The organism is Streptomyces sp. V4I2, from assembly GCF_030817655.1.
GTDB classification, from domain to species: domain Bacteria; phylum Actinomycetota; class Actinomycetes; order Streptomycetales; family Streptomycetaceae; genus Streptomyces; species Streptomyces plumbiresistens.
Map to the genome: position 1 here is coordinate 10,480,572 of NZ_JAUSZM010000003.1, position 12,023 is coordinate 10,492,594.

At 68.9% G+C, this 12,023-nt stretch carries 13 protein-coding genes and 2 pseudogenes; 7 read left to right on the forward strand and 8 right to left on the reverse strand.

What is annotated here, in order from left to right:
* Positions 1–19: 19 nt before the first annotated feature.
* The 6 genes and pseudogenes from QFZ76_RS49160 (at position 20) to QFZ76_RS49185 (ending at position 4,445) form a co-directional block, all read left to right on the forward strand.
* Positions 20–832, forward strand: a complete 813-nt coding sequence (locus QFZ76_RS49160; RefSeq protein WP_307679758.1) for a hypothetical protein — start codon at positions 20–22, stop codon at positions 830–832.
* A gap of 246 nt (positions 833–1,078) precedes the next feature.
* A pseudogene (locus tag QFZ76_RS49165) lies at positions 1,079–1,616 on the forward strand (IS5 family transposase); the annotation flags it as partial.
* 38 nt (positions 1,617–1,654) lie between these two features.
* Positions 1,655–2,262 (forward strand): annotated as a pseudogene (locus tag QFZ76_RS49170) (hypothetical protein).
* A 280-nt stretch (positions 2,263–2,542) separates the two neighbouring features.
* A complete protein-coding gene (locus QFZ76_RS49175; protein WP_307679759.1) occupies positions 2,543–3,187 on the forward strand; it encodes a CBS domain-containing protein in 645 nt (214 codons plus the stop codon).
* A gap of 86 nt (positions 3,188–3,273) precedes the next feature.
* Complete coding sequence (locus QFZ76_RS49180; RefSeq protein ID WP_307672413.1) at positions 3,274–3,876, forward strand: helix-turn-helix domain-containing protein; 603 nt, start codon at positions 3,274–3,276, stop codon at positions 3,874–3,876.
* Positions 3,873–4,445: a transposase gene (locus QFZ76_RS49185; RefSeq protein WP_307679760.1), complete on the forward strand. Its 573-nt coding sequence runs from the start codon at positions 3,873–3,875 to the stop codon at positions 4,443–4,445. The genes QFZ76_RS49180 and QFZ76_RS49185 overlap by 4 nt, the downstream gene beginning before the upstream one ends.
* Before the next feature lie 272 nt (positions 4,446–4,717).
* On the opposite strand, the gene QFZ76_RS49190 is transcribed toward QFZ76_RS49185, so the two are convergent.
* The 5 genes from QFZ76_RS49190 to QFZ76_RS49210 form a co-directional block, all read right to left on the reverse strand.
* Positions 4,718–6,022, reverse strand: a complete 1,305-nt coding sequence (locus QFZ76_RS49190) for a ferritin-like protein (protein WP_307679761.1) — start codon at positions 6,020–6,022, stop codon at positions 4,718–4,720.
* 64 nt (positions 6,023–6,086) lie between these two features.
* On the reverse strand, positions 6,087–6,791 hold the full coding sequence (locus tag QFZ76_RS49195; RefSeq protein ID WP_307679762.1) for a DNA-binding domain-containing protein: 705 nt from the start codon (positions 6,789–6,791) through the stop codon (positions 6,087–6,089).
* Positions 6,792–7,706, reverse strand: coding sequence for a DUF692 domain-containing protein (locus QFZ76_RS49200; protein WP_307679763.1), 915 nt, complete (start codon positions 7,704–7,706; stop codon positions 6,792–6,794).
* The gene (locus QFZ76_RS49205; RefSeq protein ID WP_307679764.1) at positions 7,703–8,344 is read right to left on the reverse strand and encodes a hypothetical protein; all 642 of its coding nucleotides are present in this window, start codon (positions 8,342–8,344) and stop codon (positions 7,703–7,705) included. Before QFZ76_RS49205 ends, QFZ76_RS49200 begins: the two co-directional genes overlap by 4 nt.
* A 239-nt stretch (positions 8,345–8,583) precedes the next feature.
* Complete coding sequence (locus QFZ76_RS49210; protein ID WP_307680367.1) at positions 8,584–8,865, reverse strand: BON domain-containing protein; 282 nt, start codon at positions 8,863–8,865, stop codon at positions 8,584–8,586.
* Here QFZ76_RS49210 and QFZ76_RS49215 point away from each other — a divergent pair.
* On the forward strand, positions 8,865–9,779 hold the full coding sequence (locus QFZ76_RS49215) for an ISKra4 family transposase (protein WP_307679765.1): 915 nt from the start codon (positions 8,865–8,867) through the stop codon (positions 9,777–9,779). The two genes, QFZ76_RS49210 and QFZ76_RS49215, sit on opposite strands and share 1 nt — an antisense overlap.
* 286 nt (positions 9,780–10,065) lie before the next feature.
* Here QFZ76_RS49215 and QFZ76_RS49220 read toward each other — a convergent pair whose 3' ends face one another.
* From QFZ76_RS49220 to QFZ76_RS49235, 3 genes are all read right to left on the reverse strand, one after another.
* Entirely contained in the window at positions 10,066–10,275 is a 210-nt protein-coding gene (locus tag QFZ76_RS49220; RefSeq protein WP_307679766.1) for a hypothetical protein, read from the reverse strand.
* Between the two features lie 11 nt (positions 10,276–10,286).
* Positions 10,287–10,607, reverse strand: coding sequence for a three-helix bundle dimerization domain-containing protein (locus QFZ76_RS49225; RefSeq protein ID WP_307679767.1), 321 nt, complete (start codon positions 10,605–10,607; stop codon positions 10,287–10,289).
* 722 nt (positions 10,608–11,329) lie between these two features.
* Positions 11,330–11,824 (reverse strand): Asp23/Gls24 family envelope stress response protein, encoded by a 495-nt coding sequence (locus QFZ76_RS49235; RefSeq protein ID WP_373464478.1) that lies wholly within the window; start codon positions 11,822–11,824, stop codon positions 11,330–11,332.
* Between the last annotated feature and the right edge of the window lie 199 nt (positions 11,825–12,023).

Sequence of the window (12,023 nt, forward strand, 5' to 3'; positions counted from 1 at the left end):
AACGAAGCGGAAGGAATCCGTGTCCCGTCGTACGAACTCGTCCTGCCTGGGCATCGCCGTCAAGGTCTACCTGCAGCTGAACCTGTGGGTTCTGGTCGGCTACGCCCTGGCGCTTCCGGCCACTGTGCCCGACCTGATGGCCGCTCAGAAGCCTCCGCAGGAGGTGCACGGCCTCGACCAGTACGCCGTCCTGTACGGGATTCCCGTCGTGGCCGCCACGGCCGTGACGGCGTTCACGTGCCGGACCCGCCCCTGCCCACCGTGGGTCTTCCTTGCCCGGACGGCGGCCGTTGTCGCCCTGAGTCAGGCGGCCGTCGCCTGGGCCGGGGCCTGGTTCGACTCACCCGACTGGAGCTCGCGCTCCCTGGCCCAGAGCGGGGCGGCCGGCCTCGCCGCTCTCCTCGGCCACCGCGCGGCGCGCTGGTGGGAGGACGGCGGCCTCAACGGCGGCCGGCGCCGCCCGGCCGCGGGCGAGATCTGGCACGCTCTGGTCCCCTTCCGGGCTTCGGACGGCGAACTGCCCCACTACTGCGTGGTCATGAGACCCCGCCTCCGCCACGTCGAGGTGCTCCAGATCACCAGCCGGAACAAGGACGACCGCGCGGACCACATCCGCATCCCCAACGACGGCTGGGACTTCACCTCCGGTAAGGCCCACTGGGTCGAGATCGGTCTTCTCCCGCGCCGGGTGCCCTACGAGAAGTTCACCGGTGCCCGGCCCAAGGGACGCTGCCCGAAGCCGACGTGGAAGCAGCTCCGCGACCGTCGGCCCGCCCCCATGCCCTCCGGCTCGCCCAGTGTGTGGTCACGCATCACCCAGCGCCTTGGGTGAGTCACCGACGACCGCGGGCCTGGCAGTTCCTGAGAGGGCGTTTTAGTCATCATTAAGGTGCTTTAGATAGATATCCGTGCCTGATCTGGTGGAGGCGATGGGGTTGATGCGATCTGCGTTGCGGGAGGGTTGATTAAGAGGGCGTCTTGGTCTGGCTGCTCCTGTTTCATCCCAGGGCGCCGGATTACGCGCCGTGCGCTTCGAGCGCTGGCACGCGCGCCTGGGCTCTGCGGGTAGTCCGGGATCGTGCCTGAACGCCGTCGTTATCCGAGCGATCTGTCCGATGCCCGCTGGGAGTTGGTCGAGCCGGTCCTGACCGCCTGGCGGGCAACGCCGCGGCCGCGGACTGGACATCGGCCGTCCACCGAACCACGACCTGCGCAGCCTGCTCGACGCGGTCCTCTACGTGAACCGCACCGGGATCCCCTGGCGCTACCTCCCACACGACTACCCGCACTGGAACACCGTCTACGCCTACTTCGCCCGCTGGCAGGAGGAAGGCGTCTTCGACCAGCTCAACAGCCTCCTGCGCCGACAAGTCCGCAGGCAGGAAGGCCGAGAGGCCGAACCCAGTGCCTGCGTCATCGACTCACAGAGCATCAAGACCTCCGCCAACGTCCCCGCAGCCGGCCAGGGTGTCGACGCGGGCAAGAAGATCGTGGGCCGCAAGCGGAGCATCGTCGTCGACACCCTCGGCCTGCTGCTGACGGTGCTGGTCACGGCCGCGAGTTGGTCGTTCTTGCGGCAAGGGCACGTGCTTGAGCGCTGGGCTGCATCAACTCCGTTGGGCGAGCCTGCCGGAATGTGGATCATGGAGCCGTGATGAAGTGGACGAAGAAGGCGGCTCCTGTCGAGCAGTCGGAGCGTGAGCCCGAGCTCTCGGCGTACCAGCGGGCGATGCGGAACCGGCTTCTCGCGGCCCCCGTGGTGCCCGCTCCTGAACCCTGGCAGCCCGTCTTCGAGTACGCATACGGCGTTCCTGTCGGCGGACTGCTCGGAATCGGCTTCGCGACGCATCCCGCCAGCGGCCACGATCTGGTGATGGTCGTCTCCCACGACGGTCACGGTCTCTTCGATGCCGTCACCGGCGAGAAGATCGCCAGGGACCGCGACCCCGCCCCCGAGGACAGCACCCCCGACGCGGTTGCCGACCTCTCCTGCCCCGGACTGGGGCCGATCACCGGAAGCCGCGTGCGCATCGCGGGGCTCTTCGGCGGAGGGCTGCACACCACCACCACGGACGGCTGGACCCTGGAGGTCGTCACCCCGGCCTGGCCGAACGAGCGTGTCCTGCTTGCGACGGTGGGTTGCCCCACGCGGGTCCGCACGGAGATCAGTGGTGGCACATCTTCCACTCGGATTACTCCACATTCCGCACAGCCGGCTTCTCGCCCTCCGGACAGACCATCGCCGTGGCGACGAGCAGTTGACGCTGAGTGAGCGGTCAGGGGGGTGACCTGATCGTCCCCATCGACAAGCGCAAGGGCGCCCAGCGTCTACCGCGCACTCGGTCGCACTCCTGGCCGTGGGACCGCCGGCCCTCCCCGCCAGGCCGAACGTCACTGGCCGCCGGAGCGGCGCGGTGTTGTCATGGGTAGGGAAGACGGCGTGGGCGAGCCGGCAGGGGCGCGGAGGCTGGCGCGCCGCGCGTGGTCCGCCCGGGCGGACCGATCGCGGCCGCCCCGTCGCACAGCGGAGGAGGCCGATGCCATGCTGTACCGCCGCACGGTCGGTGACGTGATGACCGAGGATGTCGTCACCGTCCGCCCCAGCACACCGTTCCAGGAGGTCGCCGCCCTGCTGGACGCGAACGACATCGTCGCGGCCCCGGTCGTCGACGACGACGGTGCTCCCGTCGGTGTCGTGTCCGCGTCCGACGTGCTGCGGCACGAGGCCGGCATGCCCGAGCCGCAGAGTCAGGACGGGAACGACGAGCGTGCCTGGGGCAAGGCCCGGGCCCGGACCGCGGGCGCGCTCATGAGCAGCCCCGTCTTCACCGCCCGCGCCGACTGGACGATCCCCCGGGCCGCACGGGAACTCCGCAGGCGGCACGTTAAGCAGCTGCCGGTGGTCGGCGACGACGGGCTGCTCACCGGCATCGTTACCCGCAGTGACCTGCTCGACGCGTTCATCCGCTCCGATGTCGAGATCCGCGGCGAGGTCGAGCAGGACGTCCTGGGGCGCATCCTCGGCCTGGACGAGGGCACCGTCGCGGTCGAGGTCCGGGACGGGGTCGTCACCCTTCGGGGTCACGTCCCGGAACCACGCCTCGTTCCGGTGGTCGTGGGCCTCTGCCAGGGCGTCGACGGTGTCGTCGCCGTGGACGCCCACCTCGCCGCCGCCCGGGCGGGCTAAGAACTCCTACTGCTGAATTCCGCTTTCAGTGGGTATAGCTGCTGGTATCGGGGTGGTTGCGGGTACTCGGGGGCGGGTGCTGGACGATGGTGTTACGGGTACGGCCGGGCCGTGACGAGGGCGAGCAAGCGGTGGTCCACCGCCTGGCGGCTGCCAGGAAGGCGCCGAAGGTTCTGGTGGAGCGGTGCCGGATGGTGGAGCTGAGCTGGGACGGCTGGCTGGTCCCGCAGATCGCCGACGAGCTGAGGTGCAGTCAGAAGACGGTGCGCCGCTGGCTGCACCGGTTCAACCGCTTGGGGCTTGAGGGCCTGGAAGATCTGGGCGGGCAGGGCCGCAAGCGAAGGATCACCGAGGCCGAACGCTCCCGGATCATCGCGATGGTCAAGCAGACCCCGCCCGGTCGGCTTGAGGTGCAGCCGTCGAACGAGATGTGGGCCGCGGACGAGTCGGGACCCTCGGAATGGACCTTGGACGCACTGGCTGCCGCGGCCCGGGACCTGGGAATCGAGGTAAGCCGCTCCCAGGTGCGCCGCATCCTGCTGGCCGAGGGCGTGCGCTGGCGGCGCACACGCTCGTGGACGCGCCCGAGAGATGCAGACTTCGAGGGAAAAGGACGCGGATCGTCGAGCTCTACACCAGCCCGCCCGCCGGTGCGACGGTCGTCTGCGCCGACGAGCTCGGCCCGGTGATCCCACGCGCCTTCCCGCCGGCACCGGGCTGGTCACCGGACGGACACCGCATCAAGAACGAGATCGACTACTCCCGCGGACCGGAGAAAACCTGGGTCTACGGCGCCTTACGCGTCCGCGACGGCCAGGAGCTCACGATGACCGCCACCTCCCGCGACAGCGCCTTCTACCAGCAGTTCCTTCAGCTGGTCGAGGACGCCAACCCCGTCGGGGACATCTATGTGATCACCGACAATCTGTCCTCGCACAACAGCGTGTCCACCCGAACCTGGCTCGAGGACCACCCCCGCATCAGGCACGTGTTCATCCCGGTCGGCGCCTGCTGGCTGAACCTCCAAGAGGGCTGGTGGCGCATCTTCCGCAAGACCGCCCTGGCCGGACGCTCCTTCGGCGACCGCGACCACATCACCCACGCCACCGAAGTGGCCACAGCCCAGCTCAACGCCCGCGCCCGACCTTGGATCTGGGGCAGACCCGCACCGCCCACACGGCGCTTACACGGTGCGACATCCTCCCCGGGCATGCGGGGGCGCCCGGCCGATGTTGCCGACGAGATCGACGGGCGCTGACGTGGGCAGGATTCCGGTCGCGGTGACGACCGTGTCTGCAGCGGCGTCCAGCAGGATGGTGAAGCTGATGCGGTCCGTGTCCAGGCCCGGCCGGCTGCAGGCGGTGTCGGCGGCCGCGTGGATTCAGGGCCTGGTAGGTGGTGAGCAGGGCGTAGATCTCCTGGTCGATACCGGGCAGGCTGCGCGAGCGCAGGACGCGTCCGTCGAGCATGGTCGTCTTCGCCGCCCATGCGAGTCGAACCTGCGGATCGGGGCCCGGGTGCGGTGTGGCGTCACTTCGGTTGGGGGCGGCTGGCGGGGGGCTGCGAGGAGATCTGGTCGATGTCGGGCATTTTGTCGATCAGCCAGTGGACGCTGTTGTCTCCGCCGAGTTCAGGGAAGTGTGCGATGGCTTGGTTGCAGAGCCCCATGAGGTGTTGCTTCATGGTGTGGGTGCCGCCGGACTTTTTGATCTCGGCGGGGAAGTCGTAGAACTCGAAGGTCGGGGCGGCGAAGACGGGCACGGTCGCCGGCTCGGGGTGCAGTTTCGTGGCGGGGGTTTGCATGAGCAGGTCGGCGATGGGGTAAAGCAGGCCGCTCATGGCGGAGACGAAGGTCCGCTCGAGGTGGTAGCGGGGGTTGGCCGTCTCGGCCGCGAAGGTCGCGGGCAGGTTGTAGAGCTTGTCGAGCATGGCGAGGGTGTAGAAGTAGGCGGCGTTGAAGAGCTGGGCCAGGCTCGCGGCGGGCTCGTCGAAGTCGCGGACTTTGGGGTCGACAGGAACGTTGCGCACGTTTCCGATGGGCTCGATGCCTTGCTGGATGCGCAGGAAGCGGGCGTAGTGGGAGAGTTCGTCCAAGCCGGGGGTGGGGTTGACCGGGTCGATGGGGACGGTGGCCTTGGCGGGGTCGACGCCCTCCCCTTGTTCGACGACGATCTGCAGGGCTTCGCGGGCGGTGGTGAGGTCGGTGATGAGGATTGGTTCGCCACCGCCGTCGCGGTTCCAGTAGGCGCGCTGGTACTGCCAGGCGGTGCTGTCCTTGGCGTACTGCCACAGCCTGCTGCCCTCGGCGCGGTCCACGCGGACCAGGCCGTCCTCGATGGCCCGGTAGAACTGGCCGAGGGTCTGGTACTGGTCGGGCTGCGCCGGCGCATGGTGCTCGGCGGGCAGCTCCAGTGGCAGGAAGACGTCCTTCATCAGCTCGGGTGAGCACGGTTGCAGGTGCAGTTCGAGGTCGGGGACCCGGTGCAGCATCTTGCTGGGATAGCTGGGGATGAAGTGCTTGTCGTTGAAGGTGATCCGGTCTCCCGCTCCGAGGGCGACCAAGAGGTTGCGGACCAGGCACAGGTGCAGCATTTCCTCGATCGCGATCGCCACGATGGTGCGGAAGGCGGAGATGCCGGGCAGCCACTGGTTGTGGCCCTTCGTCTGGATGGAATAGGCCGCGTACAGGTACATCGGGATGGTTGACATCTCCACCTGCGCTGCCTGGTGGAGATGGTTGACCAGGGTTTCGTAGTCCTGGATCGGTTCATTCGGATTCACGGGAACCAGGGGCTCGATCGTGAAGGGCAGGCCGGCAGTGGTGCGGGTTGTCATGATGGCTCCAGTTTGGTTTCCGGGCGCTGGCGACCCGGACAGGGACGGGGTGGGGGCTTACTGCTCACGCGGGCGTATGCGCCTGTGCGGTGTGGCGGGGCTGGATGGCGCCACGGCTGCTGGCCTGCGGGGCTGTCTCGGTGACGACCACGGTGTGGCCGCGGCGGCGCAGTGTCAGCAGGACGGGACGGGCCGGGGGTAGCGCGGGGTCTTGGCCGCGGGCGATGGCGGTGGCGTAGGTGTGCACGGGATGCCGGCAGGCCAGCAAGCGGTGGGGGTTCGGTTCAGAGGCGTCGTACACCTCGGCGAAGGCCCGCTCGAAGCGGGCCAGGTCGACGACGAGGTCGACCCACGGGTCACGTTCCTCGGCAGGTCGCCCCGCGTCGGGTCTGCCCTGGATCAAGTGGGCGGGAAAGCCCTGCATGTAGCGGTCGAGGGTGTAGCCACGCGGGGGGAGGGCGTCAAGGTACTCCGTGGCGAGGACGTCGAACGCCTCGGGGCCCAGCAGGTGGCGCAGCGCCGGGAAGCAGGAGTGCAGGCTGCCCAGCAGACGCAGCCGGTAGCCGCGCTGGTAGACCGCCAGGCGCTCGTGGGCGGCCTGCCGCGAGGAGTTCGTGAGGACGGCTGCGACCCGGTCCGCGCCTTCGCCCTCCGCTGCGTGCGGGTGCAGGATCGCGGTCTGGAACCAGCGTTGAAGACCGGCCAGGTCCGCGGGCCCTGCCGCATCGGCGGCACTGTGGTGCGGGGCCAGGGGCGAGGTGGTGGGCATTCACCCTCCCGCCGCTGCTGCCGCCACCACAGCCCTGGCAGCCGGTTCTGCGCGCTCGGCCAGCTGCCTTGCCGGGCCGAGGTGGCGCACCAGGTCAGGGAAGGAAGGCAGCCGGTCGTCCCACTCCAGCAGGGTGGAGACCGGACCGCTGCGCGCCAGCACCGCGGCGTACAGGTCCCACACGGGAGGCGTGACGGGCCCGTCGTGGGTGTCCACCAGGTGGGTGCCGGCGTCGGTGTGACCGGCCAGGTGGATCTGCACCACGCGGTCCAGCGGCAGCGCCGCCAGGTAGGCGTGCGGGTCGGTGCCGTGATTGACCGCCGAGACGTAGAGGTTGTTCACATCGAGCAGCAGCGCGCAGTCCGCCTCGGTGACCAGCCGTGCGACGAACTCCTCCTCCGGCATCGTGGAGGCGGTGAAGCCCACATACGAGCTGGGGTTCTCCAGCACCAGCGGGCGCTCCAGGACGTCCTGGACCATCCGCACCCGCTCGGCCATATGGGCCAGGGCCTCCTCGGTGAAAGGGACCGGCAGCAGGTCGTGGGTGTTGACCCCGGCCACCCCGGTCCAGCAGATGTGATCAGACACCCACGCGGCACCGACAGCGTTCGCCAGACGCCGCAACCGGGCCAGATAGTCGAGATCCAGTGGATCGACACTGCCGATGGACATCGACACCCCGTGCAGCACCACCGGGTACCGCTCAGCCACCCCGTCCAGCACATGACGCGGAAAGCCGCCGGAGTCCAGGTAGTTCTCGCTGATCACCTCCAGCCAGTCCACACCCAGCCCGCCGTCCAGGTGATCCAGGACCCACCCGTGATGCGGAGCCCGCAGACCGACCCCGAACCCCAAAGCGGGAAGCGCGAAGCGGGAGATCGAGGAAATGCCCCCGCTGCCGGGCAGTGATGTCACGAAGCAGCCCCGTCCGGCCCGGACGTCACTGCCGCACTCTGCCGCGCTGCGCCGTCCTGCAGCCTGCGCTTCTGCTTGTCCTGCTCCGTCACTTCGTACGGCGGGACAAGATCGTCCGGGTAGCCCTCGCCCGGAGCGGGACCGAACGGGATCCCGGCCTCGTACATCCTGGCTTCGAACAGCTGCCGGGCCAGCTTCCACACGCTCTTGCCCTTCAGCGGGCCTCCGGCGAACACCCGGCTGACGTTGATCGGGCTCGCGCAACTTCCGTTCTCGCGACAAGCCTGCGTACCCGGCCTGGCCAGCTCCGCGTCCGGCCCGGTGTAGCCGCACCCGCCCTGCCCCCGGCACTCGTTCGCACCGTGGCACACATGCAGCACCGTCGCACACCGGCCCATGCCCGCCATCGGTGCTGCGCCGTCCCGGTCATGCCCCTTGCAGGCGTTCAAACCCATGCAGACATGCAGCTCGGTGATCTTCTGCAGCTCCGCCGCCCCAGCGCGCGGCCCGCCCGACTCACTCGCCATCCGCCGCTGAGCACGGCCCAGCGTTCCGCCGGCTCGCACCGCCTCGATCGTCTCCAGGACCGCCGGATCATGCGCCACCCGGCCATCACCGTCGCCATCACTGCCAGTCACGGACCTACCTCCTCCATCGAAAACGACCCGACGACGGGCCCCGTGTCGTCCACGTTTGGTTAACGGCGGCGCAGCAACGCCGACCTGCACATCTCAGCCTCACGGAGACCAGCCAACGACGCGCGGGGAACACCGCCATCGGGGTCAGGCGCCAACCGAAGCCCTGGGGGCCGGCACGGGATCTGCACGGCTGCACTTGGTGGCGGCCCTGCTGCGGCCGGACTCCCGGGGCAGAACACCTAGCCCTCGGCGGTGAGGTGGGCGTCCACGGCGACGACACCGTCGACGCCCTGGCAGAGGCCCACGACCACCGGGACGAGACGCGGTTCCGGGACGTGACCCCGCAAGGTGACGTCCCCGTCCCGGACCTCGACCGCGACAGTGCCCTCGTTCAGGCCGAGGATGCGCCCCAGGACGTCCTGCTCGACCTCGCCGCGGATCTCGACGTCGGAGCGGATGAAGGCGTCGAGCAGGTCGCTGCGGCTGACGATGCCGGTGAGGAGCCCGTCGTTGCCGGCCAGTGCTCCCCGGCCATCTGCGGGAGGCGACGCGCAAGGCCGCCGAACGGGCGACCCGCACCTTCCGCACCCGTCTGTCCGCCGGGGAGAAGACGGGTCGCAAGCGGATGGCGACCCTGGCGGTGGTGCATGACGCGGACCCGGCACCGCGCAGGCCGCATGACATCATCGCCCCGCCCGGCGGCCGCGCCACGGGCCGCATCCCGAGAAAGGGGCCCAAAGCCCGCGCGAAGTGGCTCACCGCTTCCGTCGAACACGACGCGGACCAGGTGATTGCCACCGCGTTCGACGAGGCAGAAGCCCGTGACCCGCAGCACCAGCGATGCTGGGTGGTGCTGGTCGACGGCGCCGCCCACCAACTGGAGTTGATCCAGAAGGAGGCCGACCGCCGGGCGGTCACGATCCATATCGTCCTCGACATCGTGCACGTCATCGAGAAGCTGTGGGCGAGCGCACGGTGTTTCCACACCGCCGCCGATCCCGCCGCCGAGACCTGGGTCGGCTTCAAAGCCGCCCGGATCCTGGCCGGCGACGCATCGGGCGCCGTCCGCGACCTGCGCGGCGAAGCCGCACGCGGCCACCTCACCCACGAACAACGCATCACGATCGACAAGACCTGCCGCTACCTGGAGAACAACGCCGCCTTCGTGCACTACGACCAGGCCCTCGAAGCCGGCTGGCCCATCGCCAGCGGCATCGTCGAAGGAGCCGCACGCCATCTGGTGGCCGACCGCCTCGACATCACCGGCAGCAGATGGAGCGTTCCCGGCGCCGAAGCCGTACTCACCCTCCGTGCCCTCATCAGCAACGGCGACTTCCCGCAATATTGGACCTTCCACACCCAGCGGGAACGCGAACGCCTCCATCCCCACCACGACCAGCACAACTACGAACTCAGAGGGCGGTACGAGAGTTGATGTCTGTATTGCCCTGTCGGCTGGGGTAGGCGGGCTGGTCGGGCGGCCGCCGGGCGGCTACGGCCGCGGCTGGGTGAACAATCACTGCTCGGTCTCGACCAGGATGCCGCGCGCGGTCAGCCGCTTGAGTTTCAGGTCACATACATGCCGCTAGACGATACGGGCATCATTCCAGGTCATCAGTACTGGGGTATGAAGGTCGTGCCACTAGGCGATTTCAGGTTTTCGCACCAGGCTCAACCGCCTGACCTGCATCGATGCCCTGCCGCACACCCGAGAACCCCGCTCAACTGTGGAACGCAGGCTGCCGTGCCCGTAGCGGGGCGTCGGCCGCGGCGAACATGGCCATGATCTGCTGGTAGGCCGGATGGTCCGGCAGCTTGGGGGCCGGCGGTGCGGGCGGTGCCGGATCGGGCAGCTCCAGGAGCGCGGAGTATCGGGCGGAGCCTCTGCGCGTTGGAAGGCCGATGGTCGAGCGGGCCCGTGTGCCTTCCATGGGCGCCGTGCCTATGTCGAGCGGGTCAGGGCGACTCGGACCCTTCGGCAGGCCCTCGTGATGGAGTGGCCTCGTGTCCCGTCGGAGTGCTCGCGAAGGAGAACCGTGGGATCGGAGCGCCGGGTGAGTTGTCGTAGCTTGGTGCGACTGCTGTGCTCGACGAGGATCGGCACGTAGTTGGGGATACGAGCGTTGCTGAGCGGCTGGTAGCAGTCCTGCACCACATCCCGCACGATTGCAGCCGTCAACAGGTTGGCGTAGGAGGTCGTCAGCCGGTCCGTCAGTTCCTGAATAGTGTCAGGTACCGCAGCTTCGGCCGTGTTCGCGCCCATGGGGCGCTCCTCACTGTCGCAGATGGCCGACTGCGGCATCCGATCAGGATCCGGGTGCTCGGTGGCGGCCTGTCCGCTTCCCATGCTTGTACGGATCGTGTCCGTGGAACGGGCTCACCAGATCTGTTGTTGAGCTCGACATGTCGGTTCGGTCGATCTGTGGGCTGGGCGGCCGAGGGGGTTCGCGGTAGCAGCAGTCCCGGTTGCCTCGTTCGCAGCGTCCGCAGGTCGGCGACGGGGCGTCGGCGCCGGCTCCGGCGCGGGATTTACGCGACTGACCTGCGCTGTCCGGGGCACCCGGCAGGCCGCGACGCAGCCACCGGGATCACGTGTGGTTCGTCGTCCACCGGTAGGGGGAGACAGATGCTTGCATTCGTGGTCGCCGCACTCTTCGTCATCGCCTTCATCATCCGTGTCACCGAGACGTCGACCGAGGTGATCTTCAGTCCGACGAGTCTCATGCTTGCCGGGCTTGCTTTCCTCGCTGTGCACTCGGCCGGCGTGGGGTCAGGCTGGTCCACCCGGAGAAGCGGAAGTCGACGCTGAGCAAAGCGACGTGTTCCATCCTCTCGCCGACGAATCCGAACGGGGAGCCGCCGCGAATTACCCACCAGCCGGGCCGAGTCGCGCCCGGATCAGGTGATCACCGCCTGCAGTCGGTGCCTGTCCCTGTGCCGCGGAGGAGCGATGGGGCGGAGTCCTTGTCCCTGGTCGCCTCGCGACTAGAGCACGCGGTCCTCGCTGGGCTGCGGCGTGTCCTCGTCCGGCAAGCGCACGTCGTTGACGGCGATGTTCACCTCGACGACTTCCAGGCCCGTCATCCGTTCCACCGCGGCGATCACGTTCTCGCGGACCTCTGCGGCGACGACGGTGATGCTCACCCCGTATTCGACGACGACCTGGAGGTCGATGGCGGTCTGTTTCTCACCTACCTCGACCTTGACGCCGCGTCCCGCGCTCGCGTGGCCGCCCGGGACCCGATCGCGCACGGCGCCCATGCTGCGAGTGAATCCGCCGCCCAGTGCGTCGATTCCGGGGACCTCCCGTGCGGCGATCCCTGCGATCTTCTCCACCACCCCGTCCGCGATGGCCGTCCGGCCGCGGGTCCCCGGCGGTTCCTGAGGCCCGGGCCGTGCGGTCTGAAGCATCGTGCCCACGCCGATGCTCGGCTCATCGGGATCGGGGTTCTGCAGGGTTGAACCGTTCGACTCCGTCATGCGAAGCCACCTCCTCGGGCAGTCGACGGACTGCCATGCCTGAGCGGCCGTTCGCCGCCGCTTTCGCGCTGCCTGTCCAAGTACCGTGCAGGGCACCGGACATGCGCGCGCCACCGCGCTTCAACACCGTCCACATTCTGAGACTGAGCGGCTTCGGACCACCTGTCGCACCGTGCGAGGACTACGCTGCCCAACAGGC